This is a genomic window from Thermococcus sp., from assembly GCF_026988555.1.
In the GTDB taxonomy this organism is placed as follows: domain Archaea; phylum Methanobacteriota_B; class Thermococci; order Thermococcales; family Thermococcaceae; genus Thermococcus.
In genome coordinates this window covers 1-21,426 of record NZ_JALSLB010000021.1, presented here as the reverse complement: position 1 = coordinate 21,426, position 21,426 = coordinate 1, and the positions used below count along the sequence as shown (strand labels likewise).

Genomic DNA, 21,426 nt, shown 5'->3' with positions numbered 1-21,426 from the left:
GAACCGAATGAGCTACGTACTGGCGATCCTGGTCATCTTCATAGTCGTCGCATCCGGAAAGAGGCTTACATCTCCATCCTGAAGAGATTCTACATGAGCGCGTTGGCGGAGGTAGACTTCAAAAACAACCCAAGGGGCGCTGAGAACCGGATAAACCGGTGGGTTGAGGAGCAGACCGCTGAAAAGATCAGAGAACCTGTCTCAGGTCTAAGCCACCTCACAAGGCTCGTTATAACCAACGCGAGTTACTTCAAAGCCAACTGGTCGAGGAGGTTCGAGCCGCAAAACACAAAGAACGGGACCTTCTACACCCCCAACGGAACGGTTACCACCCCGATGATGCACCAGAAGGGGCGCTTCAGGTACATAGAGGGGGAACACTTCCAGGCTATTGAGATTCCCTACGAAGACGGGAAGCTGAATATGGTGATTATCCTCCCGGAAAGGGGCAGATTAAATGAAATCGAAGAAAAACCCACCCCCAGGTTCGTGGATGATGTAGTCAAGGGCATGAAAGAAGAGAGCGTAAAGCTCACCCTTCTGAAGTTCAGGTTTGAGAGGAGGTACCTCCTCAAAGGCATCCTGATGGGTATGGGCATGAAGAAGGCATGCGTCGCAGAGAACGGCACGGAAGCGGCCGCTGCAACGGCGGTTGTTATGACTGCAGCGGCCGCACCAAGAACAAAATCCGGAGTACAAGGTCTTCAAGGCAGATCACCCCTTTGTGTTCTTCATCATCGACAGGAAGACGGGGCTAATACTCTTCATCGGACGGCTCGAAAATCAAAAGGGTTGAGCTTTTAAGCCCCCATCCCAACTCTTTTCATGCCCACATGGAAGGACGGGAAACTCGGACTGCCGGTGAGGGAAGCGGTTGAGCTCTTGCCGGAGCTGGAGAAATACCTCGACGAGAGGGGAAGGCTTGACTTCTCGAACAGAAACGCCAGAATACTCTACAACAGGGCGGTAGCGAAGGCCATCTTTGGCCTCGATATAGATTACCACCCGCGCGGGCTCGTGACAACCCCCGTCTCGCGATACATCTTTCTGAAAACCTTCCTCCGCGGCGGCGAGGGGGTTCTTGAGATCGGAACCGGGCACACCGCCATGATGGCGCTAATGGCAGAGAGGCTCTTCAACTGCGACGTTATAGCGACGGAGCTTGACGAGGAGTTCTTCGAGTACGCAAAGGGCAACATAGAGAGAAACAGGGCGAAGGTTAAGCTGATAAAGAGCAATGGAGGGATAATCCATGGCGTTATCCCAGAGGGGGAGAGGTTCGACGTCATCTTTTCCGCCCCGCCATATTACGGGAGGCCGACGAAGGGAGTTCTGACTGAGATGGAAGGCGTTGGAGGAGGCGAGCACGGAGAGGCCTTCTCGGTGAGGCTCATCGAGGAGGCTCTGGAATACCTGAAGCCCCGGGGAAAGGCAGCCCTCTTTCTTCCGGACAAAAAGCCTTTGATAGATGCCATAACGGAAAAGGGAGAAGAGCTGGGCTACTCCGTGAGGGACATCCGCTTTAAAGCTGGAACACGATGGAGGCACAGTTTGATACTGGATGTGTAGGGACTCGGACCCGTTTTCTCATCATCTTGCCGGGTTCAGTGGAGGTGCTTTCTCCTCATCGTCCCTCAAACTCATTTCATATCCTCAACATAGAGGAAGAGCGCCTTGAGGTACTCCGTGTCCTTCGAAGCCATCAGTATCGGGTGGTCCGGGGCCTGCGTCCTGTAGGGCTCAAGGAGCCTGAGGAACTTGCCCGCCTTTGCCGCGGCCGCTATCACCATGTCCTTGAAGGCCCCCATGTCAACGTGCTGGGAGCACGATGCCGTGACGAGTATTCCCCCCTCCTTCACCAGCTGTAAACCCGCGTAGTTCACGTTGAAATACGCCCTAAGACCCCTTTTCAGGTCCTTCTCGTGCTGAACGAAGGCCGGCGGGTCGAGGATTACAACGTCGAACTTCTCGCCCCTCTTTATCATCTCCTCCATCACAGGGAAGGCCGAGCCAACGACGTACTTCATCCTCTCTTCAACGCCGTTGAGCCTGGCGTTCTCCTTCACCATATTGATTGCCCAGGGGGACTTATCGACGGAGACAACCTCGTCGGCGCCAGCGACGGCGGCGTGTATCGCAAATCCACCGGTGTAGGTGAAGACATCGAGAACCCTCATCCCGGGCCTGACGTACTTCTCAAGAGCTATCCTGTTCTCCCTCTGGTCGAGGAAGAAGCCGGTCTTCTGGCCGCGCATATCAACGATGAACCTCGCCTTTCCTTCCTTGATTATCGTCCTGTACTTCTCCTTGCCGAGGAGAACGCGCTCTATCTCGGGCAAACCCTCCCTCCTCCTTGAGCGCCCGGTGTTTTTCTCGAAGACCGTCTCGATTTCCGGCTCGACCTCCATTATTGCCTCCGCAAGGTCGAGCTTGAACTTCTCCATCCCTACGCTTGAGATTTGAAGGGAGGCTATCTCATTGAAGCGGTCGACGATCAAGCCCGGCAGATAATCAGCTTCACCGTAGACCATTCTGTAGGCTTTATTGTATCCGAGGACCTTCTTCCTGTACTCGTTGGCCCTCCTGATTCTCTCGCGGAAGAGTCCTCTGTTCACCACGGTGTCCCGGTTCGTAGTTACCAACCTTATCATGATGTTGGAGTTCGGGTTGACGAAGCCCTTTCCGAGGAACTTGCCACCCCTGGTGTAGACCTCAACCACATCGCCTGGTTTTACATCACCCTCAACTCTCACAACACCCTTTCTGAACACTATCATCGCGCCCTTGCCTATCGCCCTCGCGGCCTGGGCGTCAACAGTTACCTCGGCCATCCTCACCACCGGGGCGGTTAGGAAAAAGGGGTTTAAAAGGTTGGCCGTCAGGTGCGATAGGTATATAACCCTCGAAGTCGTAAAGTATTGCGGGTGGTTCTATGCACTTTGAGGTGGTGAAAGAGTTTCTGGAAGACATCGGGGCAGATTGGACAGAGATTGAAGGGGAGATTCACCTGAATCCGGAGGTATTCTACGAGGTCTGGAAATACTTGGGTCAGCCAGACCTCGAAACCTACGTAATAGAAGATGAAGTTGTGGAACCCGGATCTTACGACCCGCCCGAGATGAAGTACACAGACGCAAAAAGGATCAGGGTGAAGAAGGCGTACTTTGAGACCCTTGACGGGAAGAGGATCGTCACGGACTACCCGGAGTTTCAGAGGATTATAAAGGAGAAAAGCCCCTGATCTATCCCCCTTATTCTTGTTTCAGCTGATGAGGATCACCGAAAGCATTAGAACTCCCATGCAGTTCGTTCGTTTGACACCGAGACTTACGGCCAGGAGACCCACGAGCGACGCCCCCACCAGCACCATGATTCCAGAGGGGCCGTCAAACAGGAAGGACAGCACGATAAGGAACAGCAGGATGGATCGGTTCATCCATCGGTAGGGAAGCCTGCTTATCAGCTTTAAGATCTCGGATGCAAGGGGTTCGCCGTACAGGAGGACCACCATCGCAATGAACAGGGCTGCCAGTAAGTATAGTTTAAGGGACCCAACACCGAGCGGGCCCATCAGGGCCACGATGCCGTTTCTAACCCTTCCAGTTTCCACGAAGTTTACGAAGGAGAACAAGAAGTTTGAGGTGTTGACCGAGAAGACTATGGTAAGGAAGGATCGCTCGTCCCGCGACATGAGCGAACCGATGAGCGCCGCCTGGGACGCCGTAAAAGCAGGGATCAGCGAGGCCATCATCCCAAGCGCGGTCCCCACAAGGGAGAGGCCCAGAAACCTCGTGTGTCCCATCCTGATCGAAGAGTCTTCATCGTTGGTGAGTGGGCCCCTTGAGTTCAAGGCTCCAATCAGCACGGGAACGCCGAAGAGACCTGTGAAGAGGTGATAGTAGGGCTGACTCAGGGGTAACCTGAAGGTCAGGATTCCAAGCAGACCCGATAGCAGAAAGACAAAGACAGCATAGAGCCTTTTAACACCCTTCTCTGTCAGCACCAGCACGAATGCAAGTAGAACCACCAACAGCCGCCCCAGCTCCGGGGTGTAGATGTGTGCTAGGGGGAGATAAACTGGAAGGAGGGGCAGAGAAAAGACCAGAGCCAAGGAACTTGCCCACAGAGACATTCTGATAACCTCCATGGCCCTTCCCCTTAAAACGAGCCTGTGAGCTGGGAGAACACCGAGGGCCGTACCCTCATCGGGAACTCCAAGGAAAACCGACGGTACCGCATCCAGGAACGTGTGAACGAGCCCCATCGAAAACAGAAGAAGATCGTTCGAAACGTTCATGGTGGAGAGGAACGCGGCTAGGGTGTTAACGTGGATTCCTGGGGTAATGCCGCTGAGGGTTCCCGCAAGAATTCCCATCAGCAGTTCCCAGAGCACAGATCATCCCCCGACTGAACCTCAAAGGCCCTAAGTCCCCTGTAAGTGGTGAACGTTCCGTATGCCGTAAGGGTTTCGTTGGCTGAGAGGTGAGCACCCAGGGACTTTCGCAACTTGAGCAGCACCCAGCAGTTGCCTTTGGTGACGTTGGCCAGTCCAAAGCCGTTTCTGTAGACCCTCACCCAATTTATTCTACCCTGTATTTTTGCAAAGTCCCCCGGCTCAAAATCGCATATACCGTTTGGTAGGGTCTCCCTGCTCCTAACCAAGCGACAGTTAATGCACAGCAGAGAAGAGCGGCGTTTTAGAGCCTCTATCTTCACAACGTCCCCAGATTTCGCACTGAACCCGTAGAGGGGTAGGGAAGTGCAGTTCAGACCCAGCGCCCTGCCAGCCGACGTCACCGTGCACGTACCCGTGGCGATGTCACCAACCTCCGCCGTACTCATGGGGACCTCCCGGGACCTCCCCGTAACTTCAACATCGTGTTTTGAGTCGACCAGAAGGGAGAGTCTGGAGTAGAACCTAGTGATCCCCACAACCCTGACGCGCGTTCCCGGAGTTAAACGGGTACCGTAGGGGAGGTACAGTACGATCTCTTCACTCCCATTCCAGAGGACCGTCCTCCTCCCGGAGGAAAGAACCACCCCATCAACCATCCAGGGCATTCCGTCTCTGGGCCTCTGGGGAAATCCTTCGGACGTGAACCCTACAACGTAAAAGCGGTTTCCATACAGGAGCCCCCTGAGCTGCAGGATCTCCCCTTTCTCCGCATGGAGACACCACCCAAGTCGAATTTTCTCAGGTGTCAGAAGATAACAGCCCCTTGAAGGCCAGTACGCGGCCCTGATATTTTCAAGGGGAAAGATGGGAGAGGTTCTGACGACTTTGACCGGGTTCATGGCCCAGCCGGATTTGGACCTTCGCATCACACCCTCCACACGGTAGACCGTTCCAGGTGACAGATGGGTGTAAACCGCCAGGGTCCGATTTCCGTCCGTCAGGAGGGAGAATGAACCGGAAGACCTTATGCAGAGACCTGTAAAAGTGTCATAACTCTCACTGGAATTGGCAATAACCATCATGAGGAGCAGTATGAGGGCCGCACCCACCGCCACGTACACGCGCCATGTTCCAACTGGTGGCATGAATAGAAGTATGCCTTAACCTTTAAAAGGATTACTATTAAAAGTGGATAGAAACCACGGCCCTCAGTACACCTCACCGCTTGGGTAGACCGTGATGCCCTCTGAGGTTATCTCAAACGGGAACTTTTTCATTGAGTGCCTCGTCTCACGCATCTTCCTTATCAGCAGGTAGCGTTTGAGCTCCACGTCCTTCTCTATGAAGTCCAAGAGAACCACGCCCCTGGAGATATATTCCTCAACGCCGTACCTGCTTATTCTACCCTGCAGGGGGTCCGGCGCTTCAGTGGTAAGGATCGACGTTACCCCCATCTCGAGGAGGATAGTGTTGAGCTGAAGCAACACTTTACGGATGTCCCTCTCCTCCCTCAAGCGGAACGCAATCGAGGGGATGGAGTCTATAACGAGCCTTTTTGCATCTATCGATTTGACAACCCGATAGACGTACCTCAGAAAATCCTCGGGGTTTAGGTTGCCCTCCAGGACGAACTGCTCCTCGGAGGGCAGGCCAACAACCGCACTGACACCATCGATTATAGCTATCTTGCCCTCACGTTCGTAGCGCTCAAGATCCCATCCAAACGTCTTCATTTCACGCCGGAGATCCTGGGCACGCTCCTCGAGTGTTACTATAACACCGTGCTCATCATGTTCCTCTGCACCCTTATACACGAATTGAACACCAAACGTCGTCTTTCCACTGCCCGTTGGACCAGTTACGAGGACGGTTGTACCCGTCGGAAATCCGCCCTCTATCAGCTCATCGAAACCAGGAATGCCACTCCTCACGCGCTCAACTTCATATTTTTCAATCATCGTGATCACCCTCTGGTGCCGATTGAAGATTGTCACCGCTCCCTAATATACTTTCTGTGTTAAAAGGGATATAAAAGTTTTGGGATGCACAAGAGTTTTATGCTATCCGTACCTACTGAATGCGGTGAGGATATGCTAGACCCATTTGGAAGCAGGGCACGGGAGCTCGTTAAGGAGCTGGGTGGAATAGAGGCGGTGCTGGAGAGAATACCCTCATACGTTGCCCCCGATCGCGCCCTCAGGAGGGTTTCATGGCTCAGGTCAGGAGAGATGCCAGACGACGTTTTCGAGATGGACGATCTGATGGACCTAATGACGTTTTATGCTCTACTGGGTGCCCTTGTGTTTTCACCGTACGGCCTGGAGGGAGAGCTGGTAAAGGATGCCAACATGAGAATATACGAGGAGAGGATAAAACGGAACCAGAACCTCGCGGAACTATCGATACCCCTCAAGACCACCGATAAAAATGAGATACCCCCAAAGGACGCATTCATCCTAGAAAGGAGGGGAGAAGGAAACCTGGGGCCCGAGCAGAAGGAAGAACTCAGGCTTAAGTACAAGCTGCATCTCTCAAATTTCCTGGAGTTATGGGAGGGGAGCCTGAAGGAGATTTACGTGAGGAACGGCTACGCTTACGTTACAAAGGGAAACATCCTCAAACTCTGGGAGAGGGCCTTCGAGCACAATATCGAACGGGCGGTTAGTGTGCTCTACGAGATAAAGGACGAGCTCCCCGGATACTACACCAAGCTACACGAAAAGCTGAACGCTCTGGCAAGGGAAGTCTTTAAGGAACGGCTGGAGAGGTACGGAAGTGCAGAGGCGGCTCCTTTGAGATTTGAGTTTTTCCCGCCGTGTATAAAGAAAGCAATGGGTGGCGTGCCGGCGGGCCTCAGGAACTACGCGATAACCGTGCTCCTAACCTCCTTTCTGAGCTACGCGAGGATCTGCCCGAACCCCCCGAGGAGGGACGTTCGCGTTAGGGACTGCGTCCAGGATTTAAACGTGCTGGAAAGGGAGGTCATCCCACTGATAGTGGAGGCTGGAAACAGGTGCACCCCACCACTTTTTGAGGACCAGCCCCATGAGATCAAGAACATCTGGTACCATTTGGGCTTTGGACTGACGGACAAACCAAGCCTTGAGGACAGCGGGAACTCACCGTGGTATTTCCCCCCCAATTGCGACAAGGTACGGGCGAACGCCCCCTCCCTCTGCAATCCAGACAGGAACTGCCGGCACATCAAGAACCCGCTGACTTATTACCTGAGAATGCTCTACTTCGAGGGTAGGACCAGGAAGACAGCGGGGGAGAACAGGGGTGAGGGGAATGGGTAAACTCTTCCGGGAGGCTACCCCCGCGGAAAGGAGAAGATACTACAGCAGGGAATGGAGCATAAAAAAGCTCCCGAAGTTCCTCTTAAAAACGCTGGAACACAGGGAATTCGGATTCGACCATACCGGCAAAGGTCCCAGTGATAGGAAGAACGTCTTCAGTGACCCCAGGGACCTTGAAGACTACGTGAGAGCAACGGCCCCGTATGCGATGTACTCCAGCGTTGCCCTGTACGAGGAACCTAGAAGGATGGAGGGATGGCTTGGTGCGGAGCTAGTTTTTGACATAGATGCCAAAGACCTGCCGCTGAGGAGGTGCCAGAACATTCACGAGCATGGAACGGTCTGCCCGATATGCCTTGAGGACGCGAAAGAGCTTGCCAAGGATACACTGATCGTTCTGAAGGAGGATTTCGGGTTTGAAAACGTTCACGTCGTGTACTCCGGAAGGGGGTACCACATACGGGTGCTGGACGAATGGGCGCTGGGACTGGACGGAAAATCCCGGGAGAAGATTCTGTCGTACGTAAGCGCCGCGGATGAGGTCACCTACGAGGACATCAGGAGCAGGAGGATAATGCTCTCCAGCGGATATTTCCGGGTCTTCCGCCTCCGCTTTGGCTACCTCATCAGAAGAATCAACGAAAACCATCTGGGGAGTATAGGGCTTAACAAATCCCGGATAAGGAATCTGCTTGAGAGTAGGGAAGATATATACGAGAAATTCGTTAGAAAAGGGTTGCTGGCAGCTTTTCCTGAGGGGGTAGGATACAAAAGTCTAATCCGGCTTTTTGCACTGTCGAGCACGTTCTCAAAGGCGTACTTCGACGGCAGGGTCACCGTTGATGTTAAGAGGATTCTGCGTGTTCCTTCAAGCCTGCACTCGAAGGTCAGCTTCGTGACCACGTACATAGGGAAGAACGAGAGGAGCCTGGAGAGGTTCGACCCATTTGAGAGCGCGGTTCCAAAGTTCAGACGTGAGGAGGTAAAGGAGGCCTACGAAGAATGGTTTGAGGAACATGAGGGGTAACGGATGAGAGGAAGGCTTAAAATAGCGGTTTCAATGTTGATATGGGGTAGTGTGGGTATCTTCGGCCGGTTCTCCGGTCTGTCTGGAATAGGAGTTGCCTTTGCGAGGGTTTCAATTGGGACCCTCATCCTAGCGGCGGTCGTCGCCACCTCTGCCAGGGAAGACCTCTCACTCATACCCAAACTGCTCAGGAGAAAGTGGAGGCCGCTCCTTGGCCTTGGGCTTTCTCTCGCTCTCAACTGGGCGTTCCTGTTCACGGCATTCAACTACACAACAATAGCAAACGCGGTCCTGGTTTACTACACGGCACCTATTATAGCGACGCTGATCTCCTGGCGCTTTATGGGAGAGCGGGTAAGCGCGGAAAGGTGGGGGCTTATAGGCCTGGCGTTTCTGGGGCTAGTCATGATAATAAGCGGACAGAGGGTAGACCTGAGGAACAGGGCATTTCTGGGGGTGATGCTTGCACTGGTGGCCGCATTCTTCTACTCACTCATCCCAAACTTCGGCAGGTTCCTCAGGGAAGTTGATGGAAAGATCCTAACGCTCCTTCAGCTGGTTATAGCCTCGCTGGTTCTGGCACCGTTGATGAAGGTCGGAGGAATCGGGGCGCCGGTGTGGTGGGCAATTTTGATCCTCGTTGTGGTCCATACCTCACTGGCACTGTTCCTCTATATGGAGGGTCTGAAAGAGGTGGAGGTGAACGAAGCCGCATTGCTCAGCTATCTCGACCCCATGAGCGCAGTCTTTTACGCGTTTCTCATCTTCGGTGAGGTGCCGGGTATAAATACCGCGATCGGCGGTGCTCTGATACTCTTGGCCTCGGCACTCGATGTTCTGAGAAGATGAAGCGAGGGAGCCATAGCCCGCCTTCTGTATTCAGGGGCATTCGACTGAGCGGCCTACCACGGGGCTCGCACCGGGACTTCATAGCCCCTCCCTCGGCCTTGCACCCCGCGGGACGGCCGTTTCACCGCTCCCCGACGGGTCGTCTGCGGGTTAGCTCGGGCACCGTCGCCGGTCCCTTCGCCGCTTTCATTCCCATACCCGCCGGGACGTGTCGTTTCTGCGCCGTTGCCCTCCCTCTCGGGAGGTGCCTCGCGGCACCGCGGCCCCGGTGCGGTGGGCGGAACTTCCTCGGGAGTGCCCCGAGAGCCCCCGACTCCCTCGCCCGTAAATGGTCTGGGAAGGGAGAAATAAAAAGGTTTGGAATGAACATGGAAATTGAAAACGCGTTACACGAAAAGGTTCACTTTTTCTTGGGGAGCTCCCGGTTCTCCCTGAACCTAGGTGCCTTCGGAGGCTTGAACCTGCCCAGTGGAGAGCGGCGCTTTGGTTTTGGCCGTCTCCGTCTCTTCACATCCCCGTCACTGGAGGAGTAGTAGAACGCCACCCCTATCCCCACCAGTATAAGGACCACCAGTATAACGAGTAGCATTGTGGAACTTCCGCTCCCCTTCCCGGACGACACCGCAGTGGAGTTTGAGGCCAAGGTTGGAGTGGAGGACGTAGACGGCAAGGACGAAGTGGTGGTTGGGGTTGGAGGCTGTAGGTAGAGGGAGCCCTTTCTGGTGCTGGCTTCTCCCAGAGAGATCAGACTAAACTCGTAGGAGAGCTCCTTCCCCATGGGCAGCTTTAGGGTAACCTTCGTTGATGTTGACCCCGGGACGAAGTTGGCCCCAACTGAATCCTTTGAGATGATGTCGCCCCCACTGTAGACCTCGTAAACGATGGTTCCGTCAATCGGCACCTCGTTGGGGTTTAGGATCCTGAGCGTGAACACTACCTCTCCCGAGGTCTTCGCCACATAGCTCAGATTGCTGAGGATCAGGGGGGCAAGGACGGTGTAAGAGACGTTTTTGGAACCCACGCACCTCCCGGCATAGGACAGCAGGATCTCCGAAGTTATGTTGCCGGGGATCCCGGTGGGAAGTGAGACGCTGATAACATCCGTCCCCCCATGAACGACCACCGAACGAGATTCCCTACGTACGGGTGTTGACCCCTTGTACGCCGTAACCGTCATGTTCAGGGTAATATCCCTCTCAGAGAGAAGCGTGAGATACGCGGTGTTCCCCTGACCAACTTTAACCCGGGTGGATTTCAGAGAGACCGCGACCATGCTGACTCCGAGCTTCACCTCAAAGTTCCGAGAGTAAGTATAGGAACCGTCCGGATAGGAGAGGGTGTAGTTAAGGGTGTAGACACCGGGGGGGACATTGTAACCTATAGGAACGGAGAATCTGACCACGTTGTCACCCGGAACCATCGTAAGATTCCCAACGTCCTTGAAGTACAGAGTCCCCGCGGCCCCAAAAGTCACCGAAGCGGTCACACTGACGTTGTGATGTCCCCGATTAACCACGTGGGAGAACACCACGATGGTCTCCCCGTTGAGAACGTACGGGGAACCCGGCCTCTCTTTGATGTAGGACTGGGCAATCCCAAACTGCAAAGCCCCAGCAATCACCCTAACGGGCACTCTGGCGTTAACGACGTACATCGTGTTGTCGTTGGTAAACGCCCAGAACTTCATGTGAAGAACGTACGTGCCGCCCGGAATCGTACCGGGGGCGCTTATGTTATAGCTTATGGTATATGTCTTGTGAGAGGCCCACGCCGTGAGTATCCTCGGGTTTACGATGAGGGTGAACCCAGGGACGATATCACCGTTCGAGTCCTCAACCCAGAAATCCTGATAACTGACTATTTTAAAACTCAGACCTCCAGCGTTCGTCAGACTGAGGGTACCTGTGCTGTAATCACCCTTAACCACCCTAATCGAGTCTGGGGTTGTGAAGGTTAGATACTGGCCGGAGACAAGAGGGATCACTGAAATCATGAGTATCAAGACCAGGAGCATCCTGACTGCCCGCCGCCTCATTAGTTCCCACCATTTGTAGTTTGGGTATTTTCCGTTATAAAACTACCCACCCATAAGCACTAGAACCCCCATCAGAACCAGACCTACCGAAAAAGCGATCACCAGCCTGTAGAGGCGAAGTCCCGAAACATGCGGTCGTATTATCAGAGCCAGTATCAGCAGCATACCACCGTAAAGCCCGGAAAAGATGCCAAGCGCGGTGTTTAGTTTGACGCCAACTGCCATGAGGATCCCCAAAACCGCCCCGGCAAAAACCGTAACCTGAGGAACCGTGAAGATGAGATAGTCCCTTAACACTCTTCCTTCTTCTCCCATTTCCCATCACTCCGGTATGAACGCGTAAGTGGTCGTTGTTGGAAGCAGGCGCCTGATGCGCGGGAGGAGGTAACGAGGGTAAAATTCCTCGGTTTTATCCTCGAGGATATCGTAGTTACCGAGGATCCTGTCAATGACCTCAACTTCAACCCTCCCCCGAACGCGGAAGTAACCCCTGTAGGTGGAGCTTATCTCCAGTACTATCGGAATCCGGAGTGCGTCAAGCCCTTCCCCACCCAGCAGGGATGCTATAAACTCCAGTTCCGACCTCTTGAAGTGATGCTCGCTGCCGTCCCTTAAGACAACCTTCGGATCGACAGTTTCTAGGAGGGCTCTAAGAGTGGGTCTGACCCGCGGTAGATGAACGTTTATTCTGGCAAATTCACGGTTGAGTATGTCCTCTGCCCTCCGCATGGTAACACCTAATGACCAGACCGGAAAAAACTTGTGTTACCATAAAAATGTAAAAAACAGTCGTTCAAGTCCATTATTTAAACATTATTAAGACACAAGACGACACTGGAAAGGGCGTTCCGTCAATTTGACAAAAATATAGCCAAAAGAATTATATTAGAAAACATGTCCATTAATAGCTGAATAAATAGAACATTTATCTAAAATGGAGGTATAAAAATGAACATAATTAAAAGCGTTGGAAGCCCCATGAAGGAGATGAAACCCAAGTTCGTTCAGCTCGTCTTCGTGGACATAAACGGGGTTCCCAAGGGTATGGAGATACCGGCGGGAAGATACGATGAAGCCGTGAAGACCGGTATAGCCTTTGATGGGTCGTCGATACCAGGTTTCCAGGGTATAGAAGACAGTGACCTGGTTTTTAAGGCGGATCCCTCCACCTACGCTGAAGTCCCCTGGGAGGGCATTGCGAGGGTGTACGGTTATATCTACAAGGACGAAAAGCCGTACTCGGCGGATCCGAGGGGGGTGCTCCGTAGCGCATTAGAGAAGCTCGAGCATGAGGGATTTAGAGCGCACATCGGCCCTGAACCCGAGTTCTACCTCTTCAGGAAGAACGGGTCGTGGGAACTGCAGATACCCGACAGCGGCGGTTACTTCGACCTCGTGACACTTGATAAGAGCAGGGAGGTACGGAGGGAGATAGCCGCTTATATGACCTCCTTCGGTCTGATCCCCGAGGTCCTTCACCATGAGGTTGGGAACGCCCAGCATGAGATAGACTTCAGGTACGATGAGGCGCTAAGAACGGCGGACAATGTGGTGAGCTTTAAGTACATAGTCCGAGCCGTTGCCGAGATGCACGGCCTGTACGCGACATTCATGCCAAAACCACTCTATGGATTTCCTGGAAACGGTATGCACCTGCACATAAGCCTTTGGAGCGGGGATGAGAATGTCTTCACTGGGGAAGATGGGCTGAGCGAGAAGGCCCTGTACTTCATGGGGGGGATCCTCAAGCACGCAAGGGCCCTTGTGGCAATCACGAACCCCACTGTGAACAGTTACAAGAGGCTCGTTCCCGGTTACGAGGCACCAGTCTACACAAGCTGGGGTTACAGAAACAGAAGTGCTATGATAAGGGTGCCAGCGTTCTGGGGCAGGGGGGCCAGGATAGAGTACAGATGCCCCGACCCAAGTGCAAACCCGTACCTCGCTTTTGCCGCGGTCATAGCGGCGGGTCTCGATGGTGTAAAGAGGAAGATCGATCCGGCAGGATACGTTGAGGAGAACGTCTACGAGATGTCCGATGAAAAGCAGAGGACTCTTGGAATTACAACCCTGCCCTCAAGTCTTGGGGAGGCCATTGAAGAGCTCAAGAAGGACAGTGTTATCAAGGACGCTCTGGCCGGCGCATACGATAGGTTCGTTGAGCACAAAGAGCGGGAATGGGCTGGGTACCTCGAATACCTGCGCTCCGAGAACGTGCCCGAGGACACCAAAAAGGTGACAGAGTGGGAGCTCGGGAGGTACTTTTACATTTAGTGAACCTCCTCGATGACTTCTTCCTCAGGACTTTCTTTTCCGGTCAGATGAACCAAAACCGAGCCCCCGACTATGAGAACGGCCCCGCCGAGCTGGACGTAGCTAAGAGTCTCCCGGAACAGGACGTAAGCCAAGACTATGGCCACAACCGGTTCAACCGTCGCGATTATACTGGCCCGGCTCACCTCTACCTCCCGAAGTGCATAGTTGTAGAGAACGTACCCAAGGAACGTTGGGAAGAAAGCCAGACCAAGCAGGTACGGCAGGGCACCCCGTGGGACCGAGAACTTCGAGAAGGGCGCCAGAAACAGGAGGCCAAAGAACAGGGTCATGAACAGGACCCGCTCCGGCTTTTCGTTTCGGACCCCGAACTTTGCAAGGATACCGTAAACCGCGTAGGTGAGGCCCGTCCCGATCCCCGTTACGAGGGCAAGGGTGCTAGCCGAGGCTAGGTTAACGTTGCCCGCGACAAGGACGATACCCACGAGCACCAGTACGAGGGCAATCACCTTCTCGGGGGATAGGGGCTCACCAAAAACCACCTTTCCGAGGAGAACCGAAAAAGCGGGCGCTGTGTAAACGAGGAGCACGGCAAAGCCAACGGAGGATATCTTGACGGTGTAGAAGTAGAGGGTGTAGAACATGAACACCCCAACAAAACCGTAAATAGCGTAGAACCAGAGCCGTTCGCTGGTGAAAGGATTCTCACGGAGGAAAACGGAGATGTATGTGCCCAGTATTATCAGGGCAAAGAGAACGCGCCAGAAGACCATCGTAAACGAGTCAACGCCGTAACGGTAGATGTACGTGGCAAAGATTCCAAGGGTCCCCCACATAGACGCAGCAAGAAAAACGGAAAAGTAGCCACGTTTCATTCGCTCACCTCAGAACTTCGGACCGGGTGGAAGGCGGCGCTTGTGCTCGCTCCTTCTCACGAGGCTTTCAACGTATTCAACCCTCTCAATTGGAACTCCGAGCTCCTCGGCTATCCTATCCCTTGACATTTTCAGGTCAATGAGGCGCCACAGAATCTCATCCAAAAGGCGGTAGCTTATGCCAAGCTCATCCTCGTCAGTCTGCCCCTCCCAGAGACCCGCGGTCGGCTTCTTCTCGATTATCCTCTTCGGGACCCCAAGGAACTCCGCAACCTCCCAGACCTCGGTTTTGTAGAGGTTTATAAGGGGAGCTACGTCACTCGCCCCATCCCCCCACTTCGTGAAGTACCCCGTCAGAACCTCACTCCTGTTGCTCGTTCCAAGGACGAGGCGGTTCATAGCGTTGGCGTGAGCGTACAGCAGAACCATCCGAACCCTCGCCATTATGTTGCCCAAGGAGCGTCTGTCCGGCTGGAAGTCGAGCTGGGCCACCACAGCATCAACGAGTGGTTTAACCCCGATGATGCGGTAGTCGATACCCAGGCTCTCACACACCAACCTTGCGTCGTCCACGTCTCTGTTCTCGTAGTAGGGCATTATGACCCCAAGCACCCGCTCCTTTCCGAGGGCCCTAACGGCGAGGTAAGCTGCCGTAGCACTATCAATCCCTCCGCTTACGCCCACAACGACCCCATCGGCACCTGCTCCAGCAACACTGTTCCTGAGAAAGTCTTTCCCAGTTTCCACCACGGCTTCAACATCCAGCTTCCTCATGACCCGCGCCTCCTTTTTTCTCGCTCCCTCTTAAGGTCCGACATAACGTGGGTAAATCCGTATATTGAGAACATGCTCCCTAGAAGCATGATAACGAACGCAACGACGGCCAGGTTGAGATAGTGGTACTCGATGCCCTCCTCCTCGTAGCAGTAGGAGATCCTGCCCTGAACCACGGACAGTATAGGCGTGTCGCTCGGATGAAGGGTAATAGAGGTTCCGTTAAGGGAGTACGTCTTATTCGTCCCGGCGGCGATCACGACCAGCGTCCCGTTACCAGAGAGAACCAGGGTTCTGGTGCTCACCGTGTGCGATGCACTTTGGTTCCCAAGGAGCTGGACCCCCCGACCCTGCTCCAAGTATCCACTTGACTGGAAAGAGTAGGGGGAGGTTCTCAGGGACACCACCGCCAGAACCAGAGATAGGAGTAGGAGAACAAGACCCAGCCGAATGTACACGTTTGAAAGGGCTTCCTTAAAACTCGTCATTTTTATCACCAAGAATCAAAATTGAAAAAAGCAAGGTCAGTACTTACCCACGAGGTGGCACTCCGCCCAGTGATTGTGCTCGTACTCAACGAGCTTCGGATGTTCGACGTCACAGAGGCCCTTCTGAGCGAATATGCACCTCGGGTGGAAGCGGCATCCGGGCGGTATGTTGGCGGCGTTTGGAACCTCACCCCTGATCGGGAGTTCCTTTATTATGTTCCTCCTCTCAGGCTTGGGCTCCGGAACCGCAGCCAGGAGTGCCCTGGTGTACGGGTGCAACGGGTTGTCAATGACCCTCTTAGCTGGACCCATCTCCACGATCCTTCCGAGGTACATGACGGCCATCCAGTCGGCGAAGTACCTTGCCGTGGACATGTCGTGGGTGATGTAGAGGTAGGTGACGCCCATCTTCTCCTTGAGCTCCTTCATCAGTTCAAGGACCTCAGCACGGATCGAAACGTCAAGCATCGAGACGGGCTCGTCCGCAACTATAAAAGTTGGGTTCAGGATTAGGGCCCTGGCTATAGCGACACGCTGCCTCTGACCACCGGAGAGCATGTGGGGGAATCTGCCGATGTAGTCTTCGGGTGGGGTTATCTTAACCGTCTCAAGGACCTTATAAATTAGCTCCTCACGTTCCGCCCTGGTTTCGCCTATACCGTGAATGAGGAGGGGTTCCTCCAGAATATCAAAGACCCTGAAGCGTGGGTTCATTGAACTGAACGGGTCCTGGAATATAATCTGAACCTTTCTCCTGTACGCCAAGATCTCCTCCTTGGTTCTGACGTTGGTAACGTCATTTCCCTCAAGGTAGATGCTGCCCTCGGTCGGCTGCAGTAGCTTGACTATGAGCTTCCCAGTGGTGGACTTTCCACAGCCGCTTTCGCCTACCAGCGCAAAGACTTCCTGCTTTCCGACTTCGAAGGTTATACCATCGACGGCCCTTACGGATCTCTGAGGTTCTCCCTTGAGTGAGGACACGAGTCCCCTTTTGATCGGGAAGTACTTCTTGAGATTTTCAACTTTGAGTACCGGCTCGGCCATTTCTCACACCTCACAGCAACCAGCATGCAGCGTAGTGGTCTTTATCAACTTCCTTCAGCTCGGGTATCTGCTCCTTACAAACCTGCATTGCGTACGGGCACCTTGGGTGGAAGCGGCATCCCTTGGGCGGGTTGATGAGGTTGGGTGGCTGTCCCGGTATGAACTCCAGCCTCTCAACATCCTCGTGAAGCCTTGGTATTGCCGCTAGCAGTTTCTGGGTGTACGGGTGAGCCGGTTCGTAGTATATCTTCTCGCTGTCGCCTATCTCAACGAGTTTACCGGCGTACATGATGGCAACACGGTCGCTGATCTCCGCGAGGATGCTGAGGTCGTGGGTGATGAATATCATCGACAGGCCGAGCTCCTTCTTCAGTTTCTTCATGAGGTTGATGATCTGCGCCTGAACGACAACGTCAAGGGCGGTTGTCGGCTCGTCTGCAATAACCACGTCCGGCTCAAGGAGGAGGGCGGTTGCTATGATGACGCGCTGCTTCATTCCTCCTGAGAGTTCGTGTGGATAACGGTAGACTATGTCCCCCGGAAGACCAACGAGCTCAAGGTACTTCTGGGCCCTGTCGAGCGCGTCGTCCCTCTCCATGCCCTTCAGGTAGAGGAGAGGCTCTATCATCTGGTAACCAACGGTGTACACCGGGTTGAGGGCGTTCATCGCACCCTGGAATATCATCGAGATCTTCTGCCAGCGTACCTCCTTCCTGAGCACGTCCTCTGGCAAGCCAACGACTTCCCTGCCATCTATCTTTATGCTACCGTCCACTATCTTTCCTGGTGGGGTCGGCATCCCCATTAAAGTAAAACCAAGGGAGGACTTGCCGCACCCACTCTCACCGGCAAGTCCCAGCACCTCACCCTTCTTCAGGGTGAAACTGAGATCGTCCACCGCTTTGACGACACCTTTGTTCGTGAAGTAATACATCTTGAGGTTCTTTACTTCAAGCACGTTCTTGCTCATCTCTACCACCTCACATTCTCCTGAGCCTCGGGTTGAGGACCTTGTCAAGGGCCACACCGATGAGGACGAACGTTAGACCCACCAGGGTAATCGCCAGTCCGGGCGGGATAACCTCCCACCAGTATCCATTGACCGCGGCACCGGCACGCTGCGCCTCGTTGAGCATCTGACCCCACGTGATCTTGCTCGGATCACCGAGACCCAGGAAGCTCAGAGAGGCCTCAGCCAGGATGGCCCCCGGAACACCAAGGGCTATCTGGGCAAAGGCGTACGGCAGGAGCTGCGGTACCATGTGCTTGAAAACTATCCTGCCGGTTCCGGCACCTAGTGCCCTCGCGGCCTCAACGTACGTTTGCTCCTTGATCTGCAGGGCCATACTCCTCGCAACCTTTGCTATGCCAACCCACCCAAATGTCACCAGCAACAGCACGAGCTGCCAGAGCATGATGTGTCCTCCAAAGTAAACACCGAGGAGGATGAGTATCGGCAGCGTTGGGATCGAAGCCACGAACTCGTTGATCCTCTGCAGGAACTCGTCCTTCCAGCCACCAAGGTAAGCGCTTGTAACCCCGTAGAAGATTCCTATGAGAACGCTGAGCACCGCCACGGCGATACCGATGGTCAGTGAGACTCTGCTTCCCCAGATGAGTCCCGTCCAGATGTCCCTACCGCGGTCGTCAGTTCCCATAACGCCGTAGGTCCTGCCCATGAAGACGACCTCGATGTTGCTGAAGTCCACCGAGATTCCGGGCTTCGCGGTTACGTTGACCAGGAGCGTGTACGTACCGTGGAGTGGCTTGGGGTTGTCCATCATGTTCTGGATGTTGGGCTGTATTTGGGAGAACAGGAACTTCATCGTATCCATTGTTGCAAGAAGCTGGAACTCAAGGGTGGGGTCAATCTGAACCTTGTTCTGCTTGAGCCAGTTCAGGACGTTCCTTCTAACCTGGGTGTTGGTGGAGAGCTGGATGGTGGCGTTTGAGGAAACGGTCTCGTCCAGCAACGGAACGACACGGTTGTCGGGCCGTCTAAGGGCAATGGATATATGCGGGGCGTCCAGAGGAGACGAAGCGTTGGACGCAAGTTTGAATATGTCGATATCCTTAACCGGCACCTGATAACTATACTTGTACGGGATCTCGAAGCTGTAAACAGTGTCCCCGAACTGGTCCTTGCTCTTGGTTATGTGGAGGTTGTGGTAGGTATAGATGACGTGGGGCGCCTTGGTGGTAGAGGAGAAGTAGTTGCTCCAGGCCGGGGGCGCGTTCTGCGGGTTCTCCAGCCAGTACGTCTTCCACTTCTGAGGTATGTCCGGGCTCGTAAGGAATGGGGCGGCGATTGCGGTAAACAGGAGGAGGATAAGGAGGAACAGTCCGAACATTCCGGACTTCTCCCTCCGGAAATCGTTCCAAAAGTTCTTGAGGCTATCCTTCATGTCAACCCATCTCATTTCACGTCACCTCACATGCTGGCTGATGCACCGACCTTAACACGCGGGTCGAGGAAGGCGTAGGTCAGGTCGGCCAGTATCATTGCCGTCAGATACAGCAGGGTGAATATGTAGGTGAGACCGACTATGAGCGTTGTCTCGTTCTGCTGGAGGGCTATCCAGTACAGCCTGCCCATGCCCGGCCAGTTAAAGACGGCCTCGGTGATGATGGCTCCACCGAGGGAACCGAGGAGGCTGAAGATGGTCATGGTGACTATCGGTGGCGCCGCCGCGCGGAGCGCGTGTCCGTAGATGACTTTTCTCTCAGGAACACCCTTAGCCCTCGCTGCCATGATGAAGTCTTCCTGCATGGTTCCTATCATGATGTTCCTGGTTGTCCAGGCCCATCCTCCGAAGAGGACTATGACTATGGTGGTAACCGGGAGCACCATCCTCCACATAACGTCCTTAATGTGAGCCAGCCCAGTAAGGGTTGGGTCAGGGAAGGAGTTGACCGGGAACCACCCCAGTTTAAATGCGAATACGAGGATCATGATCATCCCCACCCACCACATCGGGAGGCTCGCCGTGACCATTGCCAGGACGGATATCGTTCTGTCCACCGCACTTCCAGGGTTCTGGGCGCTCTTAACACCGAGGAGGATTCCCAAGAGGATAACGATTATTTGAGCCGTGGTGAACAGAAGGATCGTCCTTGGAAGGGCTATCTTGATGATCTGAGTGGTGTCCCTTGTACCGAAAATCGTCTGCCTGGTCTGACCAAAATTAAACGTCAGCGTTTTAATCGTGGTCTGCCAAACCCTCGTTCTGTAGGGTTTGTTCAAACCATAATAATCCGTCCAGTACTCAGTTCTCTGCTTTATGAACTCGCTCTGATTAACATGTCCACCTGGGTGGTGTTGGGCGTACGCGTTCCATTCCGCCTGAACAGTCTCTTGAATCTGAGACTGCAGCGTAACGTCCGCCAGCTTAACGAAGAGGGTTGATGTCAGCAGTACAACAAAAAACAAAATCAACGCTGCATTGAACAGCCTGTACGCGAGATACTTTCCGAATCCCATAATCAGACCTCCCGTATGTTATTGATTTCAGTATCCGCTAAGGTTTTCAATCGTGTAAAAGTTTTATATAGTTTTCCCCCAAAAGTGCACAGATGTACACATTTGGTAGAATGACGCGTTTAGTTCAAAAAGAAGCTTCGGAGGCATCTGAAGAGAAGGCAATAAAAATCATAAGAAAAAGGGAAAGGATCATTTCTTCATGTAGTACCAGGCGGCACCTATTATGGCGATTATCACCAGACCCACGATAACGTAGGTCGTGGTGTTGCTTCCTCCACTGCTGGTTGGAGTGCTGCTGCTCGGTGAGCTGGTCTGTGTGGGGCTCGGTGAGCTGCTGGTTGGAGTGCTGCTGCTCGGTGAGCTGCTGGTTGGAGAGCTGCTGGTCGGGGTGGGCTGGGCCTTGCTGAGTGACCTGATGGCCATGGTCGAGGCGAGACCCGTCAGCGGGTCGGCTATCCCGACGTTAACGGACTTGCTGACCTCAAAGAAGTTCCACTGCTCGACGGTGAAGACACGGAGGGCGTCCATCATGAGCATGCCTTCACCGAGCTTGTAGAGGTCCCAGAACTGATCCTCAGTTGTTACTGAATAGGTCTTGTTGTTGTACGTGAGCTTGTTGTTGTACATGAGCGGGCCAACCTGGGTGTTGGTCCAGTTGAGGATCGCCTGGAGCTTGTTACCGGTGTAGTACTTGAGGCCAAGCTTCTGAGCGCCGGCGTTCACATTACCGTTACCAACCTGCTTGAGGAGGTCCGCAACGGTAGTCTCCGGCGTGTAAGTCCAGCCAACGACACCCGGGGCGTACCAGACATCGTACTGGATGACGCTACTGGTCGGGTAGAGGGCGTAGGCGCTTGCAACCCAACCCTCAGTGTACATGTTCC

General features: G+C 54.0%; 21 protein-coding genes, 1 other RNA gene and 2 pseudogenes. 8 read left to right on the top strand and 16 right to left on the bottom strand.

Annotated elements, in window-relative coordinates:
• Positions 1–51 precede the first annotated feature (51 nt).
• The 3 genes and pseudogenes from MVK60_RS02585 to MVK60_RS02580 all read left to right on the top strand — a co-directional run.
• Positions 52–597: pseudogene (locus MVK60_RS02585) on the top strand (serpin family protein); the annotation flags it as partial.
• Positions 598–724: 127 nt separating this feature from the next.
• Positions 725–796 (top strand): hypothetical protein, encoded by a 72-nt coding sequence (locus tag MVK60_RS11220; protein WP_367270817.1) that lies wholly within the window; start codon positions 725–727, stop codon positions 794–796.
• Between the two features lie 29 nt (positions 797–825).
• Complete coding sequence (locus MVK60_RS02580) at positions 826–1,569, top strand: RlmF-related methyltransferase (protein WP_297436160.1); 744 nt, start codon at positions 826–828, stop codon at positions 1,567–1,569.
• Positions 1,570–1,640: 71 nt separating this feature from the next.
• Here the strand turns inward: MVK60_RS02580 and MVK60_RS02575 are convergent, their stop codons facing one another.
• The gene (locus MVK60_RS02575) at positions 1,641–2,831 is read right to left on the bottom strand and encodes a class I SAM-dependent rRNA methyltransferase (RefSeq protein WP_297436163.1); all 1,191 of its coding nucleotides are present in this window, start codon (positions 2,829–2,831) and stop codon (positions 1,641–1,643) included.
• 101 nt (positions 2,832–2,932) lie between these two features.
• On the opposite strand from MVK60_RS02575, the gene MVK60_RS02570 reads away from it, so the two are divergent.
• On the top strand, positions 2,933–3,241 hold the full coding sequence (locus MVK60_RS02570) for a DUF5748 family protein (protein ID WP_297436158.1): 309 nt from the start codon (positions 2,933–2,935) through the stop codon (positions 3,239–3,241).
• A gap of 21 nt (positions 3,242–3,262) precedes the next feature.
• On the opposite strand, the gene MVK60_RS02565 is transcribed toward MVK60_RS02570, so the two are convergent.
• The 3 genes from MVK60_RS02565 to MVK60_RS02555 form a co-directional block, all read right to left on the bottom strand.
• Entirely contained in the window at positions 3,263–4,393 is a 1,131-nt protein-coding gene (locus MVK60_RS02565) for a tripartite tricarboxylate transporter permease (RefSeq protein ID WP_297436156.1), read from the bottom strand.
• On the bottom strand, positions 4,375–5,541 hold the full coding sequence (locus MVK60_RS02560; protein ID WP_297436154.1) for a hypothetical protein: 1,167 nt from the start codon (positions 5,539–5,541) through the stop codon (positions 4,375–4,377). The genes MVK60_RS02565 and MVK60_RS02560 overlap by 19 nt, the downstream gene beginning before the upstream one ends.
• A 63-nt stretch (positions 5,542–5,604) precedes the next feature.
• Positions 5,605–6,354 (bottom strand): ATPase domain-containing protein, encoded by a 750-nt coding sequence (locus tag MVK60_RS02555; RefSeq protein WP_297436152.1) that lies wholly within the window; start codon positions 6,352–6,354, stop codon positions 5,605–5,607.
• Positions 6,355–6,486: 132 nt separating this feature from the next.
• On the opposite strand from MVK60_RS02555, the gene priL reads away from it, so the two are divergent.
• From priL to MVK60_RS02540, 3 genes are read left to right on the top strand one after another with little or no spacing between them, the layout of a single operon-like run.
• Complete coding sequence (priL, locus tag MVK60_RS02550; protein WP_297436151.1) at positions 6,487–7,695, top strand: DNA primase large subunit PriL; 1,209 nt, start codon at positions 6,487–6,489, stop codon at positions 7,693–7,695.
• A complete protein-coding gene (priS, locus tag MVK60_RS02545) occupies positions 7,688–8,722 on the top strand; it encodes a DNA primase catalytic subunit PriS (protein WP_297436149.1) in 1,035 nt (344 codons plus the stop codon). The genes priL and priS overlap by 8 nt, the downstream gene beginning before the upstream one ends.
• A gap of 3 nt (positions 8,723–8,725) precedes the next feature.
• Positions 8,726–9,571, top strand: coding sequence for an EamA family transporter (locus MVK60_RS02540; RefSeq protein ID WP_297436147.1), 846 nt, complete (start codon positions 8,726–8,728; stop codon positions 9,569–9,571).
• A 1-nt stretch (position 9,572) separates the two neighbouring features.
• On the opposite strand, the gene rnpB is transcribed toward MVK60_RS02540, so the two are convergent.
• From rnpB to MVK60_RS02520, 4 genes are all read right to left on the bottom strand, one after another.
• Positions 9,573–9,893, bottom strand: an RNA gene (gene rnpB, locus MVK60_RS02535) — RNase P RNA component.
• A 78-nt stretch (positions 9,894–9,971) separates the two neighbouring features.
• On the bottom strand, positions 9,972–11,606 hold the full coding sequence (locus MVK60_RS02530) for a hypothetical protein (RefSeq protein ID WP_297436145.1): 1,635 nt from the start codon (positions 11,604–11,606) through the stop codon (positions 9,972–9,974).
• Positions 11,607–11,648: 42 nt separating this feature from the next.
• Positions 11,649–11,921 carry a hypothetical protein gene (locus MVK60_RS02525; protein ID WP_297436143.1) on the bottom strand — a complete coding sequence of 91 codons (273 nt, stop codon included), beginning with the start codon at positions 11,919–11,921 and terminating at the stop codon, positions 11,649–11,651.
• Positions 11,922–11,927: 6 nt separating this feature from the next.
• Positions 11,928–12,335 (bottom strand): DUF61 family protein, encoded by a 408-nt coding sequence (locus tag MVK60_RS02520; RefSeq protein ID WP_297436141.1) that lies wholly within the window; start codon positions 12,333–12,335, stop codon positions 11,928–11,930.
• 219 nt (positions 12,336–12,554) lie between these two features.
• Between MVK60_RS02520 and glnA the strand changes: the two genes are divergently transcribed.
• Entirely contained in the window at positions 12,555–13,880 is a 1,326-nt protein-coding gene (gene glnA / locus MVK60_RS02515; protein ID WP_297436138.1) for a type I glutamate--ammonia ligase, read from the top strand.
• Here glnA and MVK60_RS02510 read toward each other — a convergent pair.
• The 8 genes and pseudogenes from MVK60_RS02510 to MVK60_RS02475 form a co-directional block, all read right to left on the bottom strand.
• Positions 13,877–14,755 carry an EamA family transporter gene (locus MVK60_RS02510; protein ID WP_297436136.1) on the bottom strand — a complete coding sequence of 293 codons (879 nt, stop codon included), beginning with the start codon at positions 14,753–14,755 and terminating at the stop codon, positions 13,877–13,879. The two genes, glnA and MVK60_RS02510, sit on opposite strands and share 4 nt — an antisense overlap.
• Before the next feature lie 9 nt (positions 14,756–14,764).
• Entirely contained in the window at positions 14,765–15,529 is a 765-nt protein-coding gene (locus MVK60_RS02505; protein WP_297436134.1) for an NAD+ synthase, read from the bottom strand.
• Positions 15,526–16,017, bottom strand: a complete 492-nt coding sequence (locus tag MVK60_RS02500) for a hypothetical protein (RefSeq protein WP_297436132.1) — start codon at positions 16,015–16,017, stop codon at positions 15,526–15,528. The genes MVK60_RS02505 and MVK60_RS02500 overlap by 4 nt, the downstream gene beginning before the upstream one ends.
• A 36-nt stretch (positions 16,018–16,053) precedes the next feature.
• Entirely contained in the window at positions 16,054–17,061 is a 1,008-nt protein-coding gene (locus tag MVK60_RS02495; protein WP_297436129.1) for an ABC transporter ATP-binding protein, read from the bottom strand.
• 10 nt (positions 17,062–17,071) lie between these two features.
• On the bottom strand, positions 17,072–18,031 hold the full coding sequence (locus tag MVK60_RS02490) for an ABC transporter ATP-binding protein (RefSeq protein ID WP_297436127.1): 960 nt from the start codon (positions 18,029–18,031) through the stop codon (positions 17,072–17,074).
• Positions 18,032–18,041: 10 nt separating this feature from the next.
• A complete protein-coding gene (locus MVK60_RS02485) occupies positions 18,042–19,481 on the bottom strand; it encodes an ABC transporter permease (RefSeq protein ID WP_297436125.1) in 1,440 nt (479 codons plus the stop codon).
• 11 nt (positions 19,482–19,492) lie between these two features.
• The gene (locus tag MVK60_RS02480; RefSeq protein ID WP_297436122.1) at positions 19,493–20,542 is read right to left on the bottom strand and encodes an ABC transporter permease; all 1,050 of its coding nucleotides are present in this window, start codon (positions 20,540–20,542) and stop codon (positions 19,493–19,495) included.
• 189 nt (positions 20,543–20,731) lie between these two features.
• Positions 20,732–21,426: pseudogene (locus MVK60_RS02475) on the bottom strand (hypothetical protein); the annotation flags it as partial.

Coding starts and splice junctions, on each gene's coding strand:
- priS (WP_297436149.1), top strand. CDS start 7,688: ATGGGTAAACTCTTCCGGGAGGCTACCCCCGCGGAAAGGAGAAGATAC.
- MVK60_RS02530 (WP_297436145.1), bottom strand. CDS start 11,606: ATGAGGCGGCGGGCAGTCAGGATGCTCCTGGTCTTGATACTCATGATT.
- MVK60_RS02575 (WP_297436163.1), bottom strand. CDS start 2,831: ATGGCCGAGGTAACTGTTGACGCCCAGGCCGCGAGGGCGATAGGCAAG.
- MVK60_RS02490 (WP_297436127.1), bottom strand. CDS start 18,031: ATGAGCAAGAACGTGCTTGAAGTAAAGAACCTCAAGATGTATTACTTC.
- MVK60_RS02520 (WP_297436141.1), bottom strand. CDS start 12,335: ATGCGGAGGGCAGAGGACATACTCAACCGTGAATTTGCCAGAATAAAC.
- MVK60_RS02540 (WP_297436147.1), top strand. CDS start 8,726: ATGAGAGGAAGGCTTAAAATAGCGGTTTCAATGTTGATATGGGGTAGT.
- MVK60_RS02555 (WP_297436152.1), bottom strand. CDS start 6,354: ATGATTGAAAAATATGAAGTTGAGCGCGTGAGGAGTGGCATTCCTGGT.
- MVK60_RS02580 (WP_297436160.1), top strand. CDS start 826: ATGCCCACATGGAAGGACGGGAAACTCGGACTGCCGGTGAGGGAAGCG.
- MVK60_RS02505 (WP_297436134.1), bottom strand. CDS start 15,529: ATGAGGAAGCTGGATGTTGAAGCCGTGGTGGAAACTGGGAAAGACTTT.
- MVK60_RS02525 (WP_297436143.1), bottom strand. CDS start 11,921: ATGGGAGAAGAAGGAAGAGTGTTAAGGGACTATCTCATCTTCACGGTT.
- MVK60_RS02480 (WP_297436122.1), bottom strand. CDS start 20,542: ATGGGATTCGGAAAGTATCTCGCGTACAGGCTGTTCAATGCAGCGTTG.
- MVK60_RS02485 (WP_297436125.1), bottom strand. CDS start 19,481: ATGAGATGGGTTGACATGAAGGATAGCCTCAAGAACTTTTGGAACGAT.
- priL (WP_297436151.1), top strand. CDS start 6,487: ATGCTAGACCCATTTGGAAGCAGGGCACGGGAGCTCGTTAAGGAGCTG.
- MVK60_RS02570 (WP_297436158.1), top strand. CDS start 2,933: ATGCACTTTGAGGTGGTGAAAGAGTTTCTGGAAGACATCGGGGCAGAT.
- MVK60_RS02500 (WP_297436132.1), bottom strand. CDS start 16,017: ATGACGAGTTTTAAGGAAGCCCTTTCAAACGTGTACATTCGGCTGGGT.
- MVK60_RS02560 (WP_297436154.1), bottom strand. CDS start 5,541: ATGCCACCAGTTGGAACATGGCGCGTGTACGTGGCGGTGGGTGCGGCC.
- MVK60_RS02495 (WP_297436129.1), bottom strand. CDS start 17,061: ATGGCCGAGCCGGTACTCAAAGTTGAAAATCTCAAGAAGTACTTCCCG.
- glnA (WP_297436138.1), top strand. CDS start 12,555: ATGAACATAATTAAAAGCGTTGGAAGCCCCATGAAGGAGATGAAACCC.
- MVK60_RS02510 (WP_297436136.1), bottom strand. CDS start 14,755: ATGAAACGTGGCTACTTTTCCGTTTTTCTTGCTGCGTCTATGTGGGGG.